Source organism: Streptosporangium sp. NPDC002721 (genome assembly GCF_042888905.1).
Lineage (GTDB): Bacteria > Actinomycetota > Actinomycetes > Streptosporangiales > Streptosporangiaceae > Streptosporangium.
This window is the reverse complement of sequence record NZ_JBIAQI010000004.1, coordinates 332,369-357,926: the sequence shown is the minus strand read 5'-3', so window position 1 is coordinate 357,926 and position 25,558 is coordinate 332,369. Positions and strand designations below refer to the sequence as shown.

Genomic DNA, 25,558 nt, shown 5'->3' with positions numbered 1-25,558 from the left:
GTGGCGTTCCCCGGGATCGTGCGGCTCAGCACACCTGATCTCCGTTCTTGCTGACCGGGCAGCTCGTCCGCACGGCGCAGGTGCGGCAGCCGTCGTTCACCTTGGCCTGGAAGAACGGCCCCGACATGCCGACGGCGACGGTGCCGACCATGTCCTTGGCCCAGCCGGGGTCGGGGTCGTCCGCCAGGGGAGGTTGCGTCTGCTCCTTGGCGGCCTTCTTGCCCGCCGCGTCGCCCACCTGGACGAGGGCCGCGCCGCCCGGCTCGGTCATGCCGTGCCGCTGGAAGGCGCCCAGCAGCGCGGCGAGCTGGTAGACGCCGAGCTGGGGGTGGCGTTCGAGCTCACTGTCCTTGGCGCCGGTCTTGCCGGTCTTGATGTCGATGATCACGGCCCGGCCCTCGCCGTCGCGCTCGACCCGGTCGACCCTGCCCTTGATCTGCACTCCCTCGGAGACCATGGCCGTGAACGCCTCCTCCAGGCCGACCAGCTCCCGGGGGTTCTCCTCGTGCCAGCGGACGAACTTGGAGATCATCTCCTCGGCGACCCTGCGCTGCTTGCGGTTGTACCAGACGCCGCCGAAGTCGAGCTCGTGCCAGACGTCGTCCAGGCGCTTGCCGAGGGTCTCCTCGGTGGGCATGCCCGTCGCGGCGAGGACGGCGAGCGCGTGCACGACCGTGCCCAGGCCACGGGCCACGTCGGTGCCGCCCGCCCCCACGGAGGTCTCCAGCAGCCAGCGCAGGCCGCACTTGCTGAAGCTCTCCACCGCCGAGGGCGAGACGCGCACGATGTCGTCGGGCCAGCTCAGCGGGCGGTCGTCGGAGATGGGGGTGAGGGCGTACCACTCGTTGGGGTGGGCGCCGGGCACCCCGGAGGCGGCGAGCCTGGCCAGGTGCTCGGCCGCGGACCTGCGCAGCGGCTCCGGCCTGGTGGAGTCGGCGACCGCCGAGCGCAGGTCGGCCACGAGCGCGGACATGCTGAGCCAGCGGGACCGCTCGTCGACGCCCGCGGCGTCCTCGGCCGAGCCGGGGACCAGCTCGGTGAGGAAGCGGGAGGGCCGCTCCTCGGTGTCGTCGCCGCCCACGGCGGTGACGATGAGCCTCTTCCTCGCCCTGGTGGCGGCCACGTAGAACAGGCGGCGCTCCTCTGCCAGCAGCTGGGAGGCGAGGGCGGCGGAGACGGCCGCCGGGTTCTCGTGCTCGGAGCCCTCGGCCCTGGCGACCATGTCGTCGGTGCTCAGGATGGACCCGCGCAGCCGCAGGTCCGGCCAGGCGCCCTCCTGGACCCCCGCGACGACCACCACGTCCCACTCCAGGCCCTTGGAGCGGTGCGCGGTGAGGATGCGGACCGTGTCACCGTCGGGGGCCCGCTCGGCGAGGGAGTCGCCGGGGATCTCCTGGGCGACCAGGTCCTCGACGAACACGTCCACCCCGGCGTGCGGGAGCCGGTCGACGAACCTGGCCGTGTGGTCGAACAGCGCCACGACGGCGTCGAGGTCGCGGTCGGCCATGGTGCCCCTCACGCCGCCCCTGAGGCTGACGTCGGTCCACTTTTTGGCCAGGCCGGTGGCCTGCCAGACGGCCCACAGCACGTCCTCGGCGGTGCCGCCCTGGCGTACGGCCTCGGTGGCGGCGGTGATGAGACCGGCGAGCCGCTCGGCGGGCTTCGCGACGTGCTCGTCCACCCTCACCAGCTCCCGCGCGTCCTTCAGCGCCGCGACCATCAGCTCGCCCGAGGAACGCGGGCCGGGGCTCTCGCGCTCCACCACCTCGTCGGCGGCATCAGAGGCGTCGGCGGTGTTGTCCGTGTCGTGCTCGCCGGGAGCGGCGAGCGCCTCGTGCTCGGCGATCCGCAGGGCGCGGCGCAGGCGGCGCACCCCGATCATGTCGGTGCCGCCGAGCGCCCCGGTCAACAGCTCCTCCGCCACCCCCTCGTCGAGGGTCTCCGGGTGCAGCGCCACCTGGATGAGCCTGATCAGCGGCCGTACGCCCGGCTCCTGGAACAGCGGCACCTCGGCGCCGCCGACCACGACCGGCACCCCGGCGGTGACCAGGGCGCGGCGCAGCAGCGGCACCTGGCGCGTCGCCGACCGCACCAGGACGGCCATCCGCGACCAGGGGACGCCGTCCAGCAGGTGCGCCCTGCGGAGCGTGTCGGCCACGATCGCCGCCTCCTGGGTGGCGCCGTCGGCCACCAGCACCCGTACGTCACCGGGCTCGGCGTCCGGCAGGGCGCGCAGGTCGCGGTGCGCGGCGCCGCCGGGGGTGGCGGGCAGGCGGGCGGTGACGCGGCGGGTGGCCCTCAGCAGCTCCCGGCCGCTGCGGCGGCAGACGCGCAGCGCGACGACGGGGGCCTTCGCGCCGCCGGCGTCGCGGAACCGGTCGGGAAAGTTCATGATCCCCCGGACGTCGGCGCCGCGGAAACCGTAGATCGACTGGTCGGGGTCGCCGACCGCGACCAGGTCGCGGCCCTCCCCGGCCAGCTGCTGGAGCAGGAACTCCTGCGCGGGGTCGGTGTCCTGGTACTCGTCGACGAAGACGGCGTCGTACGCCGACCGCTCGCGGGTCCGCACCTCGGGGTCGGACAGCAGGGCCCCCGCCGCGCGGATCAGCTCCGCGTAGTCGAGCACCGGTTCGAGGTCGAGGTCGAACCTGGCCTGGTAGCGGTCGGCGAACCCCCCGGCGGCGACCCAGTCGGCGCGGCCGTGGCGGCGGCCCAGCTCCCGCAGCTCGGGCCCGTCGAGACCGCGCTCGGCGGCGCGGGCCAGGAAGTCGCGGAGCTCGGAGGCGAAACCGCGCGTCTTGAGCGCCTCGTGCATGTCGTCGGGCCAGTGCGTTGCGCCGTCCTCCAGTTCGCCGTGCAGCAGGCGGCGGATCTCCAGCAGCTGCTCGGGACCGGTCAGCAGGCGCGGCGGCAGCCCTCCGGCGAGCACGGCCTCGCGGCGCAGCAGCGCGTAGGCGTAGCTGTGGAAGGTGAGGGCGAGGGGAGTGCGGGTGGTGCGGCGCATCCGGGAGGTGATCCGCTCGCGCAGCTCCTCGGCGGCCTTGCGGCTGAAGGTGAGGACGAGCACCCGCTCGGGGTCGACGCCCCGGCGCTCGATCCTGTCGACGACGGTCTCGACGATCGTGGTGGTCTTGCCGGTGCCGGGCCCCGCGAGCACGAGGAGAGGGCCGCTCTCATGGGCCACCACCGCCCGCTGGTGCTCGTCGAGCACAGGGGCAACAGCCCTCCCCGCACCCTCACGACGTATCAGCCGCCAGTCCTGACCACTCACAACTCGCCATTCCACCAGATCCCGGACGATGATCGTGCCGAGTCGGCGGGTACGGCATGGCGGATTCTTCACCGGATACGGCGGGCGGCGCACGCTTTCCAGGAGATCGGAAGCCCGAAGCACCCTGCGGACCTGGGCGGGAACCCCGAAAGGGGCATCTGGGAAGAATTCACGGACGGGACGAGCATCACACGAACCACCGGAAACCGGCCGGATGTCACGGTTATCTGGGGCCCCCAGGCACGTCAGGCACGCGGGGGTTCAGGAACGTGCCTGAACAATATCCAGGGGTCCTCAGGCATGTCGGTCACGTCAGGCATGCTGCTTCCGGTGACGTTCGCGGGCTCAAACAGGAGTCCAGGAAACGTTTCGGCTCGAAACGTTTCCTGGTGCCCCGGGTCCGGGAAGGCTGCTCACGATCTGGGCGTCAGCATGCTCGCGCGACGTCGTCCAGAGGGGTTCGGTGAATCGATGCCGTGGGCCGACGAAGGAGGCCTGCGGCGCCGACCGCCCCGGTCCGTACGGCGTTCAGCCAACGCCGGCGATCGTCACGGCCTTCTTCCGTTCCCAGGGCGTTGCTCCCTGGACGAACCGCGAGGCGCGAACACGTAAGGTCCCGCCGTTGGTCTCCAGCCGTTGCCGTACGGCGACGGCTCCAGCTGTTTCGACCCGAAACAGCTGGACACATGTTCGAAGCAACACACCTACGAGCCTTACCAGATCGACAACGCGCTTACCTGCGGAGACCCCTCAACGGCCCCGGACAGGGCGCGGATCGGCGGCCAGGCCGGACATGTACCGGGGCGGAGGTCACGCCAGGCAACGGGCCTGCTCGGCGGCCTCCTGGCGTTCGCGGGCGGCCCAGGCGCGGGGCGCTCGGCCAACTCCGCGCGGGTGTCGGCCTCGGCCTGTTCACGGCGAGCCCGAGAGCCAGGCCGATCGGCCGGGCTCGCCGTTCCTCATGAGTGGCAGTAGATCCCGGACTGGATCCGGACCGGCTCCTGCGCGCTCCAGCCACGCAGACCCTCGCCGGGATGGAGCCACAAGTCCGAATACCGGTCCGGCAAGCCCAGGAGGTATCCGGCGATGATGTCCTGGTGGCCGTCACCGTCCCAGTCCGCGACCGCGCAGGGCCAGGGGAAGTCCGGCAACCAGTTCCAGCCGCCGCTGATCATGACGCCCGATTCTCGGCTCAGGCCGCGCACGCCTTCGCCGGGATAGAGCCACAGGAGCTTGGTGTCGTACTCCACGAGCAGCAGATCCTGGTGGCCGTCGCCGTCCCAGTCCGCGACGCCCCGCAGGTCGTGGTCCCCGAAGTTACGAGCGATCAGCACCCAGGGGGACGAGACCTCGTCGCGCTTGCCGTGCCCGGGGATCATGAAGATGTCGCCGGACTTCCTGTCGTAGACGATGAGATCCTGGAAGCCGTCGCGGTCCCAGTCGGCCGCGTCACGGACGTCGAAGTTGCCGCTACTGCTGCTGATCTTAATTGCGGCCGCCTGCGCCTTCACGCCGTCGCCTGGATGCAGATAGATGCCCCGCCCGTCCGCGGTGATCAGATCCTGGTGGCCGTCACGATCCCAGTCGGCCGCCGTGCGCACCTGGGCGTATTGCAACCAGCCTTCCACGATGGTGAACGGCGGCTTGTAGCTCCAGTCGCGGGCGCTGACGCCGGGGAACAGCCTCAGCGCGCCGCTGGAGTGCCACGTGAGGAGGTCCTGGTGGCCGTCGCCGTCCCAGTCCACGACCGCTTCGAGCCGGTCATTGCTCTCCGGCTGCGCCTGGGCGGCGGGTAAGGGAAAGGGAAAGGGAAAGGCTAGGGCGATGAGCGTCAGGAGCGCGGCGCCCATGACGCGGCGGCGATGCCACATGTGATCCTCCGATGCGTTGGCCCCATGATGATCCGGGGGCTGTGGGCGATCAAGGGCGGCGATCGCCCGCAGGAGTGGGGCACGGCTGCAGGGGCGGCCCGTTCCGGCAGTGCTCACACCCCACGGCCGGAACCCGAGGCCGGTCCGGGACCGCACACATCAGGTTCTGTCATGCCGAGCATGAGCGCTCCGGTCGCTCGCGAGCTGGACCAGGCGTCTTCTCCGGGAGGGTGGTCCGGGGCAGCACGCGGAAGGCCCGGTCACCGATCGGTCCGGGGCGTACAGGGCGGCCAGGATGACGGTCGCGGTCAGCGCCGCCTCCAGCGGGGTGAGGATGACCGCCACGGGTAACGAGCCCGCTGCGTCCGCCGAGCACCCCGGCAGGCAGGCGGTTCATGGACATCACCGCAGCCGGAGCACCTGACCACACGTTCGCCGCAATATGCCGTGAACACCAGCCCGTGCGCCTCACGTGCCCCGCAAGATCATATCCCTCTGACCTGCGGAAAGGTACCGACAACCCAAGATGACGGCAGGAGCGCCGAGACGGCCGGGAAAGGACCGGAAACGGCCGGAGCCCGCGAGAGGGACAGGAACGACCGGGAACCGCTCAGGGATCACGAGGCGACCGGGAGCCGGTCGAAGCCCCGAGACGGCTCCGGGGGCCGTTTCCCGTTGTGGGAAACGGCCCCCGGAGCCGGTCGGATCATCCTGACCCTCGCGAGGCGGTCAGGCGGGACGGTTCAAGCGGGACGGTTCAGGTCGGGAAGACGTGGTCGACGAGCCTCGCCGTCGCCTTGCCGTCGTCGCGGGGCGCGTAGGTGCGCTGGAAGAGGTCGTACTTCTCGGCGTGGGCGGCGACCACCTCGTCGATCGACCGCAGAGCCTTGATGACCTCGGCCCCGGTGGACAGCAGCGGCCCGGGGGCCTCGGCGGCCAGGTCGAGGTAGACGCCCCGCTTGGACGAGTAACGCTGCAGGTCGTGGGTGAAGAAGAGCATCGGCCTGCCGGTCGCCGCGAAGTCGAACATGACCGACGAGTAGTCCGTGATCAGCACGTCCGTGATCAGCAGCAGATCCGTAATATCCGGATATGTCGTGACGTCACGTCCGAACCCGGCGCGCACGTTCGGCGCCGCCTGCATCGAGTGGCCCCGGATCAGGAACTCATGGCCGGGACCGAGCACCCGGTGCGCCTCGGCCAGGTCCAGGCGGATCGAGGCGTTCTTGCGGTCGTAGTCGCGGTAGGTCGGCGCGTAGAGCACCACCCTGGCGTCCGCGGCGATGCCGAGCCGCGCGCGTACCGCCGCGGCCAGCTCGTCGCGGTCGGGGGCGACGAGCACGTCGTTGCGCGGGTAGCCGCTCTCCAGGACCTCGCCCTGGTAGCCGAACGCCTTGCGCAGCACGCGGGTCGCCCACGGGCTCTGGGAGACCAGCAGGTCCCAGCCGCGCACCTCGACGGCCTGCCGGTGCCAGGCCGGCGGCTTGGGGTCGCGGGACATGTGCGGCAGGTCGTTGCCCAGCCGCTTGACCGGGGTGCCGTGCCAGGTCTGCACGACGACCTGGTCCTCGCGGGAACGGAACCACGGCGGCAGGAAGCCGTTGGTCACCACGTAGCGCGAGCGGGCCAGCGCCGCGTAGTGCTCGCGGCTGCCCGCGCGCACCACGGTCGGGCCCGCGCCCGTGCCGAAACCGAGCGCCTCGGGACCCGGGGGCACGAACGCGCCGTCCTTGACCACCCAGATGTGCTCGCCGGCGTCGCCGCGCCGCACCCGCTCCTCGTAGACCGCGCGGACGCTGCCCTCGTACTGCCGCCCGTCGTAGGCGGCGTAGACGGTCGCGTCGTTCAGCTCGCGGGTCCGCTCGGCGGGGTAGAAGTGCCGGCGCAGGGCGAACAGGCTGCCGGCGCCCTTCTCGTCGTCGGGGAGGTGCTCGGCGACCGACAGCACCGGGATGTCGAAGCGGGTGGAGATCAGGCGGTACTCGCGGCCGTCGAGGATCTTCGTGTCCTCGTCCAGCCCGTCGAGGATGGCGTGGTCGACGCGGAACGGGACGATCTGCCCGGCCGCGTCGCGGACCGCCATGCTCCAGGTGCCGCTGCTCAGCGGGGCCGTGTCGCCGAAGCGGGGCATCGCGGCGGGCGCGACCCTGACCGTGAAGCGGGAGTCCTCGCGCTCCAGGGGGATGGCGTGGATCAGCCCGCTGCGGTGCTTGAGGGTGAGCGCGGCCTCCCCGGAGCCCGGGTAGGAGCCCTCCAGGGTGAGCACGCCCCGCTCGTCCCAGGTCGCCGCGTCGACGACCGGGCGGATCCGGTGCGCGGAGACGCTCACGCGGTCGCGCCGGTCGCGCAGCACGGTGATCTCCCGGTCGCCGACGACCGTACGGCTCTCCCGGGCCTTCCCGATCATGACGGAGGCCGCGGGGTCGCCCTTGGGCTCGATCCAGAGCCGTCCGCCGTCGCGCTCCTGCAGCAGGGACGCCGTCGCGAGCGGCACGACGACGGTGGTGCCGCCCTCGACGGGCGTGAAGTCGGCGGCGATCCGGTGGCCGTCCAGGCGGGCCTGACCCCTGGTCACGCCCTTGCCCGGCAGGAAGACCTCGACCTCCAGGCGCTCGCCCGCCAGCCGCACTCCGGCCAGCTCGGCCCGGGTGGGCTGCAGCACGATCTGCAGGGCGCGGTCGGAGGTCCAGACGGGACGGATCCACCAGCCCTTGCCGAGGTCCAGCCCGGCCGGGCGCTCGGTGCGGCCGGTGGAGGGGCCGCGCAGGAGACCGCCGGCGCGGGCGCCCCGGCTCCAGATCACGATCTCGGCCCGCCAGGTGGTCGTGTCCTGTACGGTCGCGCGGCGGCGCAGCAGCCGCTTGCCCCCGCGCACCACGGCCCGTACGGCCGAACGCCAGCGCAGCGGCCACGGGCTCATCTCGGCGGTGAAGCCGGACCAGTCGTAGTTGCAGCCCGCCTCCTCCGCGCCGTGGGTCGCCTCGGGGTGGAAGGTCCTGCGGGTGCGCAGCCGCACCGGCGGCAGCCAGCGCGGGCCGCGCAGCACCACGCTCGCCCTGTTGAAGCGGCGGCTTCGCACGGACAGCCCGGCCAGGTAGGCGTGGCCGCCGATGCGCAGCCGCCCGCCCGACCAGGAGATGTCCTCGATCTGGGTCACCGGGATGAGGTCGGCCGCCCGCAGGCGGTACAGGGCCTCGGGCAGCTCGTCCTGGAGCGGCAGGTCCGCGTACCAGCGGAGGCTCTTGCGGACGCGCTTGGACGGCTCGGCCGCGGCGGTCACGAGCTTCTGCAGCGCGTCGCCGTCGGCGAGGTCGTCGATCCCCCGATGCTCGATCAGGTGGAAGGCGATCCTGCGGGCGACCGGGAGGTCGCGCTTGACCTTCGCGTCGACACCGGTCACGTACGGCTTCAGGAGCGTGACGAACTCGCGGCGTTTGGCGGCACCCCGCTTGGCCGCGATCTCCAGCCGGGACCCCAGGGGGCCGGCCAGCGCGTCGGCGTCGAAGCGGCGCCGCTCAGCCGGTTTCAGCCCGTCCGCCAGCACCGCGGCCATGATCGAGTCGAGTGGTTCTCCCCGGTCGCAGAGATCCTGGACAGCCCGCAGACGATCAGCGACGGGGTCGCCGCTGGATCGTGCGGGAGTGGCGCCGGTGGCCATGGGGAAAGCACCGCCTTTCGGACAGAGCGCTGTCCTAGGCCATGGTAGTGCGCCGCGGCAGGGCCGGTTACGCCGCGATTTACGGGCTTGCGGGATTTACAGGCATTTGTGATCTGGCGGGTTTTCCGCGGGCCCGCCGCACGATCTACGGGTTCCCGTCCCATCTGGCCGCCCGCATGTCGGCTCGGGCGCCCCTCAGCGGGGTCCGCTCCTCGCGCCAGCTCACCAGGCAGCGCTGCTCGTGGCCGGGCGGCGGGGTGCCGTCGGCGTGCACGACGCGCCACCAGGGCACTCCCCCGCCCCAGGTGGACATCACCCGGCCGACCTGACGCGGACCGCCCTCGCCCAGGTACTCGGCGATGTCGCCGTAGGACATCACCATTCCCGGCGGGATGCGCTCGACCAGGTCGAGCACCCGCTCGGCGTACGGGGTGGGGTGGCCTACTGGCTCCATACGGTCGGTCCGGCGGAGAGGATCTCGTCGAGCTTGCCGAACTCGTAGGCCGCCGAGCCGTTCAGCTGCTCGACCAGGCCGCCGCGGATGGCGTAGGACTCGCCGTCCTCGCCCACCAGGCGCGCTCCCAGAAGGGCGGACACCCGCGCCAGCTGGGCGACCTGCCAGTCGGATCCGGGGGCGCCGGTGAGCCGGCCGTTCCACAGCGCTATGGCGTGGACCGCGCCGTTGTGGCGGGCCAGGATCTCCCCCGACTCCTGCGAGCCCCTGAATTCGAACCCCGCCTGCCCCAGCACAGTCGCGAGTTCCGCGAAGGCGAGAGGCGCAGGGCGCTCCACGCGCAACTCGTACCCCATAACGCGCGAGACTAGCGAACGTTCCAGGTTTTCCGTGGGGTGAATCCAGACATCCGGGCTACCGCATCCGAACGGTGTCCAAAACGCGTTCGAATCGCAGTCGAATTACGGTTACCTTCGCGATCTCCCGCGCCGGACCGGTTCGAAGACCGTCGTCATCGGCCCCTCCCTGCCGGAGTGCCGGTTGAGCATCGCCACGGCCCCCGCGAACGCCAGCAGGCCGCCCGCGAGGCCCACGCCGTACAGCCAGAGGCGCGCGGGCTCCGGGCCCGGCCTGCTGGGCTCGGTGGGCAGGGTGCCGTCGCCGAAGTGCTTGCCGTCGGGCACCGGGACCTCCGCGGCGCCTGACATCAGCCTGCCCGCCTCGGCCAGGGCCGCCGCGGCGTCGACGACACCGAACCCGAGGTGGTCGTCGTAGCCGGTGGCGGGCCCCGCCGTCGCCGTGGAGGTGAGGGCCTGCGACACCATCTGCGGCGATATATCGGGATATTTGGCTTTTATGAGGGCGGCGACCCCGGCCACCAGCGCGGTCGCCGAGCTCGTCCCCTCCGAGGATCCGTACTTCCCGCCGGGAACGACCACCGGCACGTCGACGCCCGGCGCCGAGACCAGGACCGACAGGTTGTCGCTGCTGAACATGGCCGGCTTGCCCAGCTCGTCCACCGCGCCCACCCCGATGACCCCGGAGTATCCGGCGGGGAAGTTCCAGAAGGAGGTGGCGTTGTCCATGGCGTACTGGGAGTCGCCGTCGTTGCCCACGGCGGCGACGAGCACCACGCCCCTGGACAGCGCGTAGGAGACCGCCTCCCGCTCGCTCTTGTGCGGCCCGTAGGCGCCCAGCGACATGCTGACGACCTTGGCCCCGTGGTCGGCGGCGTAACGGATCGCGCGGGCCAGCGGGCTGTCGTCGCGCGAGCGCAGGTCCTCCTGGGGCAGGGCGGTCCCGTCCTCGGGGCGCTCCTCGACGATCAGCGGCAGCGAGAGGATCCTGGCCTCGGGCGCGACGCCGAGAAGGCCTTCCTCGCCCCTGCCCGCCCCGGCGATGAGCGAGGCCATCGCGGTGCCGTGCCGCCCGGCGTCCGGGGTCTCCCTGTCGAACCTGATCGACCCCATGTCGGGCCCGGAGATCACCCGTCCCCGCAGCTCGGCGACCTGGTCGTCCACCCCGCTGTCGACCAGCGCCACGATGACGCCCGACCCCTTGGTGACCTTCCACGCCTCCTCGGCGTTGAGCATCTCCAGCACCCAGCGCTGGCCCTCGCGCACGTCCGCGGCACCCTCGGGAGGCGCCGACCCGGGCGGCGCCGACTCCGACGGCGCGGCCGACACGGCCGGCTCGGGCGGCGCGGTCGATTCCGGCGGCACGGCCTCCGGCGGCGCGATCCCGGGCGGCATGGCCGTCGGCGGCACGACCTCCGGCCGCGCGACCCCGGGCGGCGCGATCCCAGGTGGTGTGGCCACCGGTGGCGTGATCCCAGGTGGTACGGCCTCCGGTGGTACGGCCTCCGGTGGTACGGCCTCCCGTGGTGTGGCCTCCCGTGGCGTGGCCTCCCGTGGCGTGGTCGACGCGGGTCCCGCGAGTGTGTGGGCGGCCGTCGCCGGAGCGGCGACCGGGACCGGACCCGCCACCGAGAGCGCGACCAGCGCCCCCGCCGCCCAGAACCGCCGCCTCAGCACACGTTCCCCTGGGTGCACTGGGGCACGGCGCTGGGCTCGTCGCCCAGGGCGCGGGCGATGCGCCCCGCGACCGCCTGGGCCGCGGGCCACAGCTCGCTGTGCAGGATCTCCTCGGGGGCGACCGACTGCCGGGTGCGGCCGTCGGTGTATCCGGCGGTGGAGAAGACGATGTAGGGGCCGACGCCCACCCAGGCGTTGCGCTGGCGTTGCGCGGCCCCGAACAGCTCGGTCGCCGTGCCGGGGAAGGCCACCGGGCGCACTCCCACCCGGTCGTCCACGGCCAGCTGCGCGGAGGCGGCGATCCGCCGCTCCTCGTCGGCGAGCACGGCGATGCCCACGGTGAAGACGAACGAGGACGTCTGGTCGACGTAGGTGGCCCGCAGCAGGGTGCGGCAGCCGTACTCGGAGAGCACCGACCCCACCGACGCGTCCGTTCCCGCCGCGCAGGCCACCTCGGGGGCGAGACCGACCCTGCGGGCGTACTGCTGGACCCTGCCGAGGCCGATGTACTGCAGCTCGACGGGGAAGACCAGGTCGGCGGTCCAGGTGTGCCAGCGGCCGGCGATGTCGTCCTGGATGTAGCGGGCCTGCTCGGCGGAGGTCAGCGGGCGCGAGCTCGTCTCGCGCACCAGCCCGACCGTACCGGTCAGCACGTTGGTGGCGGCGATGGCGAGGATCGTGCCCATCAGGATGAGGAAGATCGTACGGAAGCGGATGCCCTGTTCCAAGGTCGCGATCTCGGCCCGCTTGACCGCCGCGCGGTCGCGGCCCGCCGCCGGCCAGGCTCGCACCCTGGACCGCCTGCCGGAGGATCCCGGCACGGGCGTCCGCCGGACCCGGCCTGCGCCGGACCCGCCGATGCCGCCCACCCGGGAACCTGACGGCGGCCAGCCACCGCGAGCGCGGGGGGCGGGGGTTCCCAGGGGCCGCTCCGGCTCCTGGGACCGCCCTTGCTGCGACATACTCCGATGCTACGTCGAAGGACCCCTCCGCCCTATCGGCGGCGGGCATTTTCGCGACACTCCCCAGGTCGAACCGGAGGTCGGGGCCGAGCTCGGGGGCCCACCCGGCACCGGGCGCTCACGACCAGGCTCACGGCCGGGATGCAGCGGCCGGGCTCACGGCCGGGCTAAGGCCAGGGTGACGCGACCGGGTCGGGCCCGGGTTTCTCGAAGGCCCCCGGCGAGCGCGTACGGCCGACGAACACCGCGAGCGCGATCAGGGAGACGACCGCGCCGAGCCCCGCGGCCACGGCCACGCCGCCGTACAGGGTGATCCGGTCCCGGTCGCGGTGGACGACCCGCACCGGCTCGACCGCCAGGCCCAGCGGGCGGGCGGGGTCGTGCCCACCGGCGCCCCCCGCCCCCTCGGCGGTGAGGGTGTGCCGGGAGATCCTGGCGGCGGCGGCGAGGGCCCGGGTCGCGTTGACGACGCCGAAGCCCGTGCCGGTGTCGTAGCCGCCGGTGGGCCGCCTGGTGGCTCCCACGGTGATCGCCTGCACGACCAGCGCGGGCGACATTTTCGGATATTTGGCTTTAATGAGGGCGACGACCCCCGACACCAGGGCGGTCGCCTGGGAGGTGCCCCGGCCGACCCAGTACTCGTCCCCCGGGCCGGCGCCGAGGATGTCCACCCCCGGCGCGGCCACCAGGACCGAGGGGTTGCGGTTGGAGAACGAGGCCCGGCGCAGCCCGCGGTCCGTCGCGGCGACCGAGACCACCCCGGGGAAGGCCGCCGGGTAGGAGTAGGGGGCGTAACCGCTGGCGTCCGTCTCCTCGGCGCCCTCGTTGCCCGCCGCCGCGACGAGCACGACCCCCTTGGAGATCGCGTAGCGGATCGCCGACCGCTCCTCCCTGGTCGCCAGCTCCTTGGAGATCGACATGTTGATCACGTCCGCGCCGCGGTCCACCGCGTGCCTGATGCCCCTGGCCACCACGTTCTCGTAGCGCTCGGCGGTGTTGAACTCCCGGAACCCCGGCTCCTCGTCCTCCAGGATGACCCGTACCGACAGCACCCTCGCGCGGGGCGCGACGCCGATCACCCCGTCGGCCCCGCCGGGCCCGTGCCCGTGCCCGGCGATCAGCGACGCCATGTACGTGCCGTGCAGCCTCAGGGGGCTCACCCCCGGCGGGTTGGCCCCGGCCGTGAAGTCCTTGCCCTCGGTCACCGAACCGACCAGGTCGCGGTGGTCGCGGTCCACCCCGGAGTCGAGCACGGCCACGGTCACCCCCCTGCCCTCGGAGATCCGCCAGGCGGCGGGCAGGTCGAGGGTGCGCAGCACCTCCCGCTGGCTGTCCCTGACGTCGTCGGCCCGCGCGGCCGGGACCGGGGCCAGGACCGCCGGTACCGCCACCGCCGCCAGCAGCACCGGCATCGCCCGCGCCACCGCGTCTCCCAGCGCCCTCAGTGCTCTGGATCCCCTCAGCGACACCGGCGCCCTCAGTGTCACCAGTGCCCTCAGTGTCACCAGGAGTCTCAGGGCCGCCAAGAGTCTCGGGGCCGTCGGCACCACCGGGGCCACCGGCCTCCTCGGCTCCGCCCTCGCGAGCGGTCCGGTGGCCGCGGGGAGACGCCTCGGCGTGGTCAGCATCGCCACTCCGTGGAGACGCAGTCGGGGCGGGCGGGCATGGACAGGTCGGCGAGGATGCGGTCGGCGATGTCCCCGGTGAACGCGAACAGGGTCGGCCGCTGCTCGCCGACCGCCCTGGCGGGCCGTCCGTCGATCTGCCCGACCGTGGCCATCACCACGTACGGGCCCGCCTGCCGGACGAGGCCCGCCTGGCGCCCGGCGGAGACGAACCGGTCGGTGACGGTGCCGCGGAAGGCCAGCGCCCGGAGCCCGGGTGAGGGGGCGCCCCCCTTGGGCAGCGCCGCCCTGGCCCTGGTGGCGCCGAGCTCGTCCGCGAAGGCCGCGACGCCGACGGTGACCACGATCCCCTGGAGCGCGTCGATGTAGGTGGCCCGCAGTACGCCCAGGCAGCCCGCCCGCCGCAGCGCCTTGCGCAACCTGGCGTCGACCGCGCCGTCACAGCGGGTCTCCGGCGAGATGCCCACCCGGCGGGCCTTCTCCTCGCCACCCTGCTCCGCCGCGTAGGGGACGGTCGCGGGGAAGACACGCCCGGCGGGCCAGGCCTGCCAGCGCCTGGCGACCTCGTCGAGGGCGGCCCGGTCGAGCTCCGCCTGGGTCGGCCCCCTGGTGAGTTCCGTCGCCGCGGCGCTGCTCGCCACCCCCGCCACGATGGCGCAGAGCAGCGTCAGGGCGGAGGCCACGACCAGCGTCGGCCACGGAGGCCGCCGCTGACGTGGGACTTCATTCACGATCCCGACCTTAATGCGGTGCGGCGGGTGTCATCCGCCGTTCCGTCCAGATCCGTCAGTGTGGAGAGCACTTGGTGACCTCGGCGGAACCCTTTAAGCCCATCGGCAGACCCCTTGTGGAATCCCTCCGAACGGCGAGCGCCCCGCGGAGCGGGTGCTCCACGGGGCGCAGGTCGCGCGGGGCCTTCGGGCCTGCCTCAGCAGGCCCTTGGCAGGCCCCTGGCAGGCCTCAGCAGGCCTTGGCAGACCTCAGTAGGCGGGCAGGCTCGGGTCGACCGTCTTGATCCAGCTGAGCACGCCGCCGCCCACGTGGACGGCGTCGGAGAAGCCGGCGCTCTTGACGACCGCCAGGACCTCGGCGGAACGGGCGCCGGACTTGCAGTGCAGGACGATCTTCTTGTCCTGCGGCAGCTTCTCCAGGGCGGAGCCGTTGAGGAACTCGCCCTTGGGGATGAGCACGGCGCCGGGGATGGAGACGATCTCGTACTCGTTCGGCTCGCGGACGTCGATCACGTAGATGTTCTCACCCTTGTCCTGCCAGGACTTGAGCTCGGCGGCGGTGATCGTGGAACCGGAGGCGGCCTCCTGGGCCTCTTCGGAGACCGCGCCGCAGAACGCCTCGTAGTCGTCGAGCAGCTGGGTGACCGTCGGGTTCTTGCCGCACAGCACGCACTCGGGGTCCCTGCGGACCTTGACCGAGCGGTAGTTCATCTCCAGGGCGTCGTAGATCATCAGACGGCCGACCAGCGGCTCGCCGATGCCCGCGAGGAGCTTGATGGCCTCGTTGACCTGGATGGAGCCGATCGACGCGCACAGCACGCCGAGCACGCCGCCCTCGGCGCACGAGGGGACCATGCCGGGCGGCGGGGGCTCGGGGTAGAGGCAGCGGTAGCAGGGGCCGTGCTCGGCCCAGAAGACGCTGGCCTGGCCGTCGAAGCGGTAGATCGAACCCCAGACGTAAGGCTTGCCGAGGAGGACGGCCGCGTCGTTGACCATGTAGCGGGTGGCGAAGTTGTCGGTGCCGTCGACGATCAGGTCGTAGGCGGCGAAGATCTCCATCACGTTGTCGGTGGTGAGCGCCTCGTTGTGGACGACCACCTTGACCAGCGGGTTGATCTCCTTGACGCTGTCGGCGGCGCTCTCGGCCTTGGGGCGCCCGACGTCGGACTGGCCGTGGATGACCTGCCGTTGCAGGTTGGACTCGTCGACCACGTCGAAGTCGATGACGCCGAGCGTGCCCACTCCCGCGGCCGCGAGATAGAGCAGCGCGGGGGAACCCAGGCCTCCGGCGCCCACACAGAGCACCTTGGCGTTCTTCAGGCGCTTCTGCCCGGCCATGCCGACGTCCGGGATGATCAGGTGGCGCGAGTAACGGCGCACCTCGTCGACGGTCAGTTCGGCTGCCGGCTCTACCAGCGGTGGCAACGACACAGTTCTGCTCCCGTTTCAGGGGTTCTCGATGCGGCTGGGCACAGCACGCTCCCCTCACAACCTAACCCGGTGCCCCCGTCATTCCCCAACCGGCGCGAGGACCGTCTCGGCGATCAGGAGCCGGGCCGCGCGGGCCACCCGCTCGGGGAACTCCATCTGGGCCACGTGCCCGGCGTCGGGCAGCAGCATCAGCCGCACGTTCTGGAACGTACGAACGGCGCGGGCGGCCATCCGGGGGTTGACGAGACGGTCGTGGCGGCCGTGGACGACCAGCGTGGGCGCGGTCACCATGGCCGCCTGCCGCCACAGGTTCGTCTCCCCGCGCCTGAAGTACTCGGCGACGATGCCCCGGGCCGAGTTGATCAGCGCGTCCACCGCGTACGGCAGGCCGTCCCTGCGGCGCAGCTCGTCGGCCGCCTCCCTGAGCCGGTCCGGGTGGATCCGCCCCGTGTCGGCGTAGCACATGGCGAGCGTGACGCCGAGCCTGCGCTCGGCGGGCACGAGGGTGAGCCGGCCCGCCGCCCACTCGCCGATCCGGGGCACGGTGGACAGCGCCACCCGCGCCGGGCCGTACCGGGGCAGGAGGTCGGGCAGGGCCGGTGAGATCAGGGTCAGCGAGCGGACCAGGTCGGGGCGGGTGGCGGCGACCCGCACCGAGACGGCGCCGCCCAGGGAGTTGCCGAACAGATGCACGGGGGTGTCGGAGACCCGCTCGATCAGGGCGGTGACGGTCCGGGCGTGGGCGTCGACGGAGTAGTCGCCACCGGGCGGCTCGGGCGAGTATCCGGCGCCGGGCAGGTCGACGGCGTGTCCGGTCACCACTCCGGACAGCTCGCTCATCAGGTCGGTCCAGTTGGTCGCCGAACCCGCGAGACCGTGCACGTAGACGGCGGTCTCGGCGGGCCCTCGCGGCGTCGACCGCACGTGGACCCGCCGGTCGCCGAGGTCGATCATCTCGCCCTGCCAGTTGGGGATTGGGCTGTTCACCACGCGTCCTCCTGTCATTCCACTGCCCTTCCACGATAGTTCGGCCCGTGCCGTGCCGGGGAGACAGCCTCCGGTTACCACAAAAGACACATAAGGTCGCTTTCCCCAGATGTCTTTTATTACACGATTTATCGGCATTAATTCGACGGCGCTTTCGACGGCACCCCGGCCTCGTCCGCGGCCGCCGGGCGCCGCTCCGGCGGCCGGATCCCGCTCGCCCCGCCGAACAAATACGACATTAGAGACATTTCACTTCAAAACAACTAATAAGAGTTCAACACCAGTCATAAATAGATAATAGGAGGGCAAAACCCCTCGATTCTCGTTTCTCACCAGACATGGGCGGAAATCATGACAAGCAGGGATGGCTCATCACCCGCCATCTCCGGCAATTCCGTCTTATACGGGAAACGCCGAAAAATCGGGGAACCGATCCTTTCAAGGGGGAAACGCAATGCCCAAGTTCAAGAGCGTCATCGCAGGGCTCGCGATCAGCACGGCGCTGACCGGTGGAGTCGTCGGCATGGGCGCGGCGACCACCGTCACGAGTGCCACCGCGATGACGACCGCGATCACCACCGCGGCCTTCCCGACCTGGGGCGGCGGCTGTGGCTGGCGTCGCGGTTGCGGACGCTGCTGCGGAGGCCACCGCCACCACCGCCGTAGCCACCACCGCTTCAGGCTGATCATCAACAACCACAACAACAACGACAACTACCTGCGGAACGACAGCCGCAGCGACCGCGTCCGTCCCCTGACCTTCGGCGCCGAATAGTTCGCCGAACCAGGGCCGCGCGTCCCCTGCGGAGGCGCGGTAACGCCAGAGGACGGAACCACTCACGGCTCGACCCGCGATTCCCGCGGCCTCGAAACCGTGATGGAGGGACAGGACCCCCGCATTCGCCGCAGCGGCGCTTCCCACCCAGGCGAGCCGGCCGAACGGTGACGGCGGAAACCTGACCCTCACCACAGTGCGAGTTCTCAATTCACGAAGTCACGGCGAGGCCCCGCGGTTTCCGGACCGCGGGGCCTTCGCGCGTCCCCGGCCCTCGTGCACCGCCTTTCCCGCCACCGTCCCACACTCCTCTGTCACCCCGCCCCGGTTCCCGCCCACCCCGGCACCGGCACGCGAGGACCGCACCGGCCCACCGGCCGGAGACGTCCCGTTCCATACTCCCGCTCCCTGAGAACAAATCCGACATTAAATACATTTCACTTCAAAGCGACCAATAAGCATCCAACATCGACGATAAATAGCTAAGAGGAGTGCAAAAGCCGTCGATCTCTGTTTGTCCGCAGACATGCGAGGAAACTATGACAACCAGGGATCGCCCATCACCGGCAATCTCTGACAATTTCCGGTTTATACGGAAGATGTCAAAAACAGGGGTAATTAGTCCTTTCAAGGGGGAAACGCAATGCCCAAGTTCAAGAGCGTCATCGCAGGGCTCGCGATCAGCACGGCAGTGGCCGGCGGGGTCGTCACCATGGGCGCGGCGACCACTGTCATGAGCGCCAACGCGATGACCACCACGGTCACCGCCGCCGCCTTCCCGACCTGCGGTGGCGGCGGCTACGGACGTCGCTGCTGCTGCTGCGGCGGCGGCGGCCACTGCCACCGTCACCACAGCCGCAAGCGCTTCAGGCTGATCATCAACAACCACAACAACAACGACAACGAGCTGATCAACGACAACCGCAGCGACCGCATCGTGCCGCTCCTCGGCGGAGGCCTCGCCGCTGCCGGCTAGTCGCCCGGCCGGGACCGCACGCCCTTGAAAGGGCGCGGCGCGGTCGAAGGATCAGATCACTCACGGCCGGATCCGCGATTTCCCGCGGCTTCGGGACCGTGACGGAGGTATCAGGATCCGCGCGTCCGCCACGGCCGGATTTCCCACCCGGAAACACCGGCGGAACGGCGACGGCGGGAACCCGATCCTCGACACAGTGCGAGTTCTCAATTCACGAAGTCACAGCGGGGCCCCGCGGCTTTCGAGCCGCGGGGCCCTCGTGTGTCGCACCCCGCTTCCGGCACACGGCCCTTCCCCGGGGCCGAAGTACGGCGGCGGGCCGCCTCCGGGAGACCCCTCGGAACCCCTGGACCACGACACCCGGCGCCGGGACCGCGGCGACACCGGCCGCGGCACCGGCCCGCCCCTCCAATACCCGTGCCCCTTTCGCCCTCGAAGACAAATCAGACATTAAATACATTTCACTTTAAAGCCATCAATAAGCATCCAACATCGACGATAAATAGCTAAGAGTAGAGTAAAAGCCCCCGATCTCCGTTTGTCGGCAGACATACAAGGAAACTATGACAACCAGGGATGGCTCAACACCGGTCATCTCTAGCCATCTCTGGCAATTTCCGACTCATACGGGAAATGCCAAAAATTGGTAAATCGATCCTTTCAAGGGGGAAACGCAATGCCCGAGTTCAAGAGTGTCCTCGCAGGGCTCGCGATCAGCACGGCACTGGCCGGCGGGATCGTCGCCATGGGCGCGGCGACCACCGTCACCAGCGCCAACGCGATGACCACCGCGGTCACCGCCGGCACCTTCACGACCTGGGGCGGCGGCGGCTGCTGCGGTCGCCGCCACCACTACCGTCGCACTCACCACCGCTTCAGGCTCACGCTCAACCAGGACAACTGCAACCGCAACCGCCTGGACAACAGGACCCGTTCCGACCGCCTCGTGCCGCTCTACGGCGGCCTCGGTGCCGCGGACGACGGCGCCGCGGGCGGTGGCGTGGTTCCGCCCGCGACCGCCGCTTCCTGATCCCCGCTTGACACGGGATCGGAATACGAGGCCGACAACGGCTGGGGCCGCTTTTCAGATCGGTTCCGGAACCGTTACGGAGAAGTAGGAATCCCGCGTTCGCCAGGACGGCGTCATTCCACGGAGAAACGCCTGTCCGGACGGTGAGCACGGAAAGCCGGGGGCAGATTCCCGGGATTCCGACTCTCAACACAGTGCGAATCATCATTTCTCACGAATCACGGGCGGGGGCTCCGCGGTTTTCCGACCGCGGGCCCCCGCCCCGTGATTTCCGGCCCCCGCCCCGTGATTTCCGGCGCCCGGCGCGAGAGCCCCCCGCCCGCACCGGCATCCCCCTCAGGCCCCTCGCCCCCCTCTCGCCCCGGCCTTCCCGCGCGGCCCCTCCACCGGGCTTCCACTCCGCATGTCGTACTCGTATCGGTGAACACCACCGGGCGGCCGCGAAACACCGTCGACGCGGCAGGTGCCGCCACACGTGATCCGACGCCGCGTCTTTCTCAGCGCGCGGCACCCGAGGTCGTACGCTGGGCCATGCCCGACGTTTGCAGGAACCGGGTCAGGAGAGGGAACGTGCCGAAGCCCGGATGACGACAGGGGATGTCACACATGAACGCGCGCGGCGACAGATCGTACGGGGAAACGGTCGACGACCTTCCCGAGGAGCTCTCCATCGAGACGCCCGAGGCCGACGCGGCCGAGCAACACCGGCCGGTGCGCGACAACGGCCCTGACGCGCCCGTCGACCTCCCGATCGAGGTCGACCCCGCCGACGCCGCCGAGCAGAGCCGCGCGGCGCGCGAGGAGGGGTCGGAGTGGCCCGACTCCATCCCCCTGGAGGCCGATCCCGCGGACGCCTTCGAGCAGCGGCGCACCGTCGAGCTCGACGAGGACGATTATCGCTGACCTCGGTTACCCACGCGTAGGATGGCCCCAGACGCCAGGAGCTTGACCCGAGGAGACCACGTGACCGCAACCCCGGACGCCAAGCCCCGGGGCACCCGGCTGCCCCGGACGGCCCGCCGCCGCCAGCTGCTCAGCGCGGCGCAGGAGGTGTTCGTGGAGAACGGCTACCACGCGGCCGCGATGGACGAGATCGCCGAGCGGGCGGGGGTCAGCAAGCCCGTCCTCTACCAGCACTTCCCCGGCAAGCAGGAGCTCTACCTTGCCCTGCTCGACCTGCACGTGGACGACATGATCGCCCGCTGTCGCGACGCCCTCGCCTCCACCACGGACAACAAGCAGCGCGTCCAGGCCGCGATCGGCGCCTTCTTCGACTTCGTCTCCAGCCAGGGTGAGGCGTTCCGGCTGGTGTTCGAGTCCGATCTCCGTAACGTCGCCCCGGTGCGCCAGCGCATGGAGCGCAACCTCCGCGAGAGCGCCGAGATGATCAGCCAGGTCATACAAGAGGACACCGGCTGCTCCAGCGACGAGGCGCGCCTGCTCGGTGTCGGGCTCGTCGGCATGGCCGAGGTGAGCGCCCGCTACTGGATCAGCAGCAACGGCTCCATCCCCAAGGACGCGGCCACCCAGCTCATCGCCCGCCTGTCGTGGCGCGGCATCTCCGGCTTCCCCCGCACCGTCACCGACCACTGAGCGGCTTCCGGGCCGCTCCCGGGCTCCCGCACCGGCTCGGGCCTGTTTCCCTCCCGCCCGTTCGCCCGCGATCACCTGTTCGCTTGGCGCGATCAACCGGCGCGTCGGATCCCCGTTGGGGTGACCATGGGACGAGCAACCCTCATCGAAAAGGGAGCACGATGGAAATCAAGATCGGCGTACGTTCCGTACACCGTGAACTCGTAGTGGAGACCGATCTCACGGCCGAGCAGCTCGAGAGCGAGGTCAGTGCCGCTCTCGCGTCCAGCAGCGGTGTTCTCACCATCACCGACGTCAACGGCCGCAAGATCATCGTTCCGGTCGCCTCACTCGGCTTCATCGAGATCGGCGAGGAGGAGGCGCGCCCCGTCGGCTTCGGCGGCACGCTCTGAGGGATTCCGGGCTCGCGCCAGGCCGTCTCTCACGGCATGGCGCGGTCCGTGGATCCCGCGCGAGCGCCCTCGGGCTCCCCGCGCCCGTCCGGCCGGAGGAGCACCGGCCCCGGGAACACCGGCCCCGGAAAACGCCGAGCTCACGAACGTCGAGCTCACGAACGCCGAGCGAAAACACCAGGCTCACGAACGCCGGTCCCACGAACACCGGTCTCATCGACACCGGGCGGGGACCCCGACCCCGGGTCACCTGACCCGATAACCCGAGCCATGGGAACGCCCGCGTCTCAGGTGCCCGAGCACTCGTCCCGCTCGCCGAGCCCGCAGCAGCGCGGGCGTCTGACACGGCGGAGATGCTCCCGCCCCCGGCTGATGGCCGGGCAGCCCGCGCCTCCCCTGCGCAGCACGGGACGCGAAGTCCAGCGGTTCGGCCCACATCTCGTCAAGGAACTGCCATAGCGGCGCGAGGCCCTCATGTCTCGCACGCTACCGGATTCGTCCGCACTGCTCCGGCGTTCACGCCAAAGGCGAAGCGGACCCTCCCACGCCGCGGGGCGGAGAACCCCGCTTCGCCGCCTCGGTGGACCGACCCTCGCCAGAGCGCCCACGCCGGACGCCACCCGGCAAAACCCGGGCAGGAACAAGGGGGGACGAGGCTGGAACCGGATTCGCGAGGGCCGGAGAGCCGGTGGAGACGATCACCCGTCATGGGCCCGGGGTCAGCCCCAGAAGAACCGATGAAGACAGCCCCCGGGAAGAGCCGGTGGGGATGGCCGCCCCGTCACGGCCCCGGGGTCAGCCCCAGGGCGGCCATCCGCAGGCCGTGCTTCTCGGTCAGGCGGGCGAACATCCGGCTGATGTCCTCCCCGGCCGCCTCCACCAGCAGGGCCGCGAGCTCGGGCCTGGCGGCGGCCACGTGCTGTCCCTGGCTCAACGCCTCCCCCACCAGGCGCCTGGCCCACAGCGCCAGCCGCCCGGCCTGCTTGGGGTCCTCCTGGAGCGCCGCGCGGACCCGCTCGACGGCGAACTGCGACCGCCCCTCGTCCGCGAGGACCTCGTCGACGAGGGCCCGCGTCCGGTCGTCCACGCCGATGGCCGCCTCGCGGTAGAAGTCGAGCGCGATCCCCGTACCGACGTACGCCTTGACCAGAGCCTCCAGCCAGTCTCCGGGGAAGGTGAGGGCGTGCCAGTCGTCCAGCGCCCCGGTGAACGGCTCCATCGCCTTCTCGGGGTCCACCCCGAGGGAGGCGATCCGGTCGCGGAGCAACTCGAAGTGGGCGTACTCGACCGCCGCGAGGCCGCCGAGAGCCGCCTGATCGGTCAGCGAGGGGGCGTACCGGGTGGCGTCCTCGGCGAGTCTGAGGAAGGCGGTCAGCTCGGCGTAGGCGAGGACGCCGAGCAGGTCGGAGACGCCGGGAGGGGAATCGTTCATGGACGCAGCCTACGAGCTGAGGGGCCTCGCGATTCACCGGGAATACGAAGAAATCGGTTCTCCGTTGTGGTATCGAGTACACTGCTCTGTGAAAGTGCGACCGCACCGTGTTAATCCGGGATATCCACGCCCGGACGCCCCCAAACTTTGCTCGGCGTGACGCCGCAGCGGTCGCTGATGACATGAGAGGGCTGGACCTTCCGCGAGGACCCGGCACGGGGAACACGTTTTCTGCCCGTGGTCCCGGCAGGCCTGCCTTCAACGGAGATTTAGGCAGGCCAAGCTGACGACGTTCCGAGACCTCGGAGTCACCCCAGAGATCGCCGATGCCCTTGAGACCGAGGGCATCATCGCGCCGTTCCCGATTCAGGAAATGGCACTCCCCCTGGCCCTCAACGGCCAGGACATCATCGGTCAGGCGCGCACCGGCACCGGCAAGACCTACGCCTTCGGCGTGGCGATGCTGCAGCGTGTCGGCAAGCCGAGGAAGAACCGCAAGAAGCCCCGCGGGCTGGTCGTCGTGCCGACCCGCGAGCTCGCCGTCCAGGTCACCGAGGACCTCGTGACGGCGGCCGGCAAGCTCGGCTCGCGGATCCTCACCGTGTACGGCGGGCGCGCCTACGAACCCCAGATCGAGGCGCTCAAGCAGGGCGTCGACGTCATCGTCGGCACCCCGGGCCGCCTGCTCGACCTGGTCAAGCAGAAGCACCTCGACCTCAGCCAGATCGGGACCCTCGTCCTGGACGAGGCCGACCGGATGCTCGACCTGGGCTTCCTGCCCGACATCGAGCGCATCATCAAGCTCATCCCCGCGGAGCGGCAGACGATGCTGTTCTCCGCGACCCTGCCGGGCGAGATCGTCGCCCTGTCCAGGCGTTACCTCACCCGCCCCACCCACGTGCGGGCCGAGAACAACGACGTCGAGGCCGAGGCGACCCCGCAGACGACGCAGTTCGTCTGGCGCACGCACCGGATGGACAAGATCGAGATCGTCGGCCGCCTGCTGCAGTGCGAGGGCCGCGGGCTCACGATGATCTTCTGTGAGACCAAGCGCGCCTGCGACATGGTCGTCGAGCAGCTCAAGGAGCGCGGCTTCGCCGCCGCGGCCGTGCACGGCGACCTCGGTCAGGGCCAGCGCGAGCAGGCCCTGCGGGCCTTCCGCAACGGCAAGATCGACGTGCTGGTCGCGACCGACGTCGCGGCGCGCGGCATCGACGTCGACGACGTCACCCACGTCGTCAACTACGACTGCCCGCAGGACGAGAAGGCGTACGTCCACCGGATCGGCCGCACCGGCCGGGCCGGCAAGACGGGCGTGGCGGTGACCTTCGTCGAGTGGGAGGACCTCACCCGCTGGAAGGTCATCAACAACGCGCTCTCGCTCCCCTTCCCCGAGCCGGTCGAGACCTACTCGACCTCCCCGCACGTCTTCAGCGACCTGGGCATCCCCGAGGGCACCAAGGGCGTGCTGCCGCGCGCCAACCGCTCCCGGGCGGGCCTGGCCGCCGAGGAGGTCGAGGATCTCGGCGAGACGGGCCGCATCCGCTCCCGCTCTCCCCGCAGGGGACGTGACGACGACTCCCGCAGGGGACGCGACGACGATCGCGAGGAGCGCCGCGAGCGCCCCGCGCGCACGTCCCGCGAGCGTCGCCGCACCCGCGGAGGCCGTACCGGCGAGGAGATCACCGCGCCGGTCGTGGCCGAGGAGGTCCAGCCCCCTGTCGTCGAGATCGCCGAGGTGGAGACGAACGTGGCACCCCGCAGGGACACCCGTGACGAGCAGCCCGCCGAGACCGCGCCCCGCAGGGGACGGGCTCGCAAGGCCGGTCTGAACCCCGAGGTGAGCCTCGTCGGCACGGCGGAGACCCCGGCGGCCCCGGTGGCCCCGGTTGACGCCGAGCCCCCGGCGGAGGAGCCGGTCCGCCGGCAGCGCCGTGGCAGGCGCGAGCAGGCGGCGGGCATCCCGGCGACCTCGGTGACCCCCGTGACCCCCGCGGTCCCGGAGGCTCCCGCGGCCCCGTCGTGGGCCGAGGAGCGGGTGTCGGAGTTCACGGATCACGGAGAGGACGACGACACCATGGCGGAGCGCTGGGACGACGAGCCCGTGGCGGAGGCTCCCAGGCCCCGGCCGCAGCCCGAGAAGATCATCCCGCCGAGTCCGTTCGCGGTGATCTTCCAGTCGCCGGACCTGGCGTCGGACGACGACGAGATCGCCCCCTCGGCGGCCTCGGAACGCGTACAGAGCCGCCGCCGCCCGCCGGTGCGCGGCGGCCAGCAGCAGCGGGGAACGCGTCGCCCCAACTAGCAAGTGTCACCATGAGAAGGGGCGCGACCATG

The 25,558-nt window shown here is 71.2% G+C and carries 19 protein-coding genes; 7 read left to right on the top strand and 12 right to left on the bottom strand.

The window, feature by feature from the left end:
• Window positions 1–25: 25 nt before the first annotated feature.
• From ACFYWM_RS07710 to ACFYWM_RS07660, 11 genes are all read right to left on the bottom strand, one after another.
• On the bottom strand, window positions 26–3,211 hold the full coding sequence (locus ACFYWM_RS07710) for an ATP-dependent helicase (protein ID WP_389910183.1): 3,186 nt from the start codon (window positions 3,209–3,211) through the stop codon (window positions 26–28).
• 1,019 nt (window positions 3,212–4,230) lie between these two features.
• On the bottom strand, window positions 4,231–5,142 hold the full coding sequence (locus tag ACFYWM_RS07705) for an FG-GAP repeat domain-containing protein (protein WP_389910180.1): 912 nt from the start codon (window positions 5,140–5,142) through the stop codon (window positions 4,231–4,233).
• Between the two features lie 757 nt (window positions 5,143–5,899).
• Window positions 5,900–8,800 carry a CDP-glycerol glycerophosphotransferase family protein gene (locus ACFYWM_RS07700; RefSeq protein ID WP_389910178.1) on the bottom strand — a complete coding sequence of 967 codons (2,901 nt, stop codon included), beginning with the start codon at window positions 8,798–8,800 and terminating at the stop codon, window positions 5,900–5,902.
• Window positions 8,801–8,945: 145 nt separating this feature from the next.
• Window positions 8,946–9,254 carry an MGMT family protein gene (locus ACFYWM_RS07695; RefSeq protein WP_389910175.1) on the bottom strand — a complete coding sequence of 103 codons (309 nt, stop codon included), beginning with the start codon at window positions 9,252–9,254 and terminating at the stop codon, window positions 8,946–8,948.
• Window positions 9,242–9,592, bottom strand: coding sequence for a hypothetical protein (locus ACFYWM_RS07690; protein WP_389910172.1), 351 nt, complete (start codon window positions 9,590–9,592; stop codon window positions 9,242–9,244). The genes ACFYWM_RS07695 and ACFYWM_RS07690 overlap by 13 nt, the downstream gene beginning before the upstream one ends.
• Before the next feature lie 129 nt (window positions 9,593–9,721).
• Complete coding sequence (locus ACFYWM_RS07685) at window positions 9,722–11,287, bottom strand: S8 family serine peptidase (protein WP_389910169.1); 1,566 nt, start codon at window positions 11,285–11,287, stop codon at window positions 9,722–9,724.
• A complete protein-coding gene (locus tag ACFYWM_RS07680) occupies window positions 11,281–12,078 on the bottom strand; it encodes a hypothetical protein (RefSeq protein ID WP_389910166.1) in 798 nt (265 codons plus the stop codon). The genes ACFYWM_RS07685 and ACFYWM_RS07680 overlap by 7 nt, the downstream gene beginning before the upstream one ends.
• 338 nt (window positions 12,079–12,416) lie before the next feature.
• Complete coding sequence (locus ACFYWM_RS07675; protein WP_389910164.1) at window positions 12,417–13,736, bottom strand: S8 family serine peptidase; 1,320 nt, start codon at window positions 13,734–13,736, stop codon at window positions 12,417–12,419.
• A 134-nt stretch (window positions 13,737–13,870) separates the two neighbouring features.
• Complete coding sequence (locus tag ACFYWM_RS07670) at window positions 13,871–14,605, bottom strand: hypothetical protein (protein ID WP_389910161.1); 735 nt, start codon at window positions 14,603–14,605, stop codon at window positions 13,871–13,873.
• Window positions 14,606–14,854: 249 nt separating this feature from the next.
• Window positions 14,855–16,036 carry an adenylyltransferase/sulfurtransferase MoeZ gene (gene moeZ, locus ACFYWM_RS07665; RefSeq protein WP_389910159.1) on the bottom strand — a complete coding sequence of 394 codons (1,182 nt, stop codon included), beginning with the start codon at window positions 16,034–16,036 and terminating at the stop codon, window positions 14,855–14,857.
• 78 nt (window positions 16,037–16,114) lie between these two features.
• Window positions 16,115–17,026, bottom strand: coding sequence for an alpha/beta fold hydrolase (locus ACFYWM_RS07660; protein WP_389910157.1), 912 nt, complete (start codon window positions 17,024–17,026; stop codon window positions 16,115–16,117).
• A 451-nt stretch (window positions 17,027–17,477) separates the two neighbouring features.
• Between ACFYWM_RS07660 and ACFYWM_RS07655 the strand changes: the two genes are divergently transcribed.
• The 6 genes from ACFYWM_RS07655 (at window position 17,478) to ACFYWM_RS07630 (ending at window position 21,789) form a co-directional block, all read left to right on the top strand.
• Entirely contained in the window at window positions 17,478–17,798 is a 321-nt protein-coding gene (locus ACFYWM_RS07655) for a hypothetical protein (protein ID WP_389910154.1), read from the top strand.
• A 643-nt stretch (window positions 17,799–18,441) separates the two neighbouring features.
• On the top strand, window positions 18,442–18,774 hold the full coding sequence (locus tag ACFYWM_RS07650) for a hypothetical protein (RefSeq protein ID WP_389910151.1): 333 nt from the start codon (window positions 18,442–18,444) through the stop codon (window positions 18,772–18,774).
• 676 nt (window positions 18,775–19,450) lie between these two features.
• Window positions 19,451–19,804, top strand: coding sequence for a hypothetical protein (locus ACFYWM_RS07645; RefSeq protein WP_389910149.1), 354 nt, complete (start codon window positions 19,451–19,453; stop codon window positions 19,802–19,804).
• Between the two features lie 606 nt (window positions 19,805–20,410).
• Window positions 20,411–20,707: a hypothetical protein gene (locus ACFYWM_RS07640; RefSeq protein WP_389910146.1), complete on the top strand. Its 297-nt coding sequence runs from the start codon at window positions 20,411–20,413 to the stop codon at window positions 20,705–20,707.
• Between the two features lie 60 nt (window positions 20,708–20,767).
• The gene (locus ACFYWM_RS07635; RefSeq protein WP_362871581.1) at window positions 20,768–21,397 is read left to right on the top strand and encodes a TetR/AcrR family transcriptional regulator; all 630 of its coding nucleotides are present in this window, start codon (window positions 20,768–20,770) and stop codon (window positions 21,395–21,397) included.
• A 161-nt stretch (window positions 21,398–21,558) separates the two neighbouring features.
• Window positions 21,559–21,789: a DUF3107 domain-containing protein gene (locus tag ACFYWM_RS07630; protein WP_389910143.1), complete on the top strand. Its 231-nt coding sequence runs from the start codon at window positions 21,559–21,561 to the stop codon at window positions 21,787–21,789.
• A 781-nt stretch (window positions 21,790–22,570) separates the two neighbouring features.
• Here ACFYWM_RS07630 and ACFYWM_RS07625 read toward each other — a convergent pair.
• Entirely contained in the window at window positions 22,571–23,221 is a 651-nt protein-coding gene (locus tag ACFYWM_RS07625) for a ferritin-like fold-containing protein (protein WP_389910140.1), read from the bottom strand.
• A gap of 373 nt (window positions 23,222–23,594) precedes the next feature.
• Between ACFYWM_RS07625 and ACFYWM_RS07620 the strand changes: the two genes are divergently transcribed.
• Window positions 23,595–25,526: a DEAD/DEAH box helicase gene (locus tag ACFYWM_RS07620; RefSeq protein ID WP_389910136.1), complete on the top strand. Its 1,932-nt coding sequence runs from the start codon at window positions 23,595–23,597 to the stop codon at window positions 25,524–25,526.
• Window positions 25,527–25,558 lie beyond the last annotated feature (32 nt).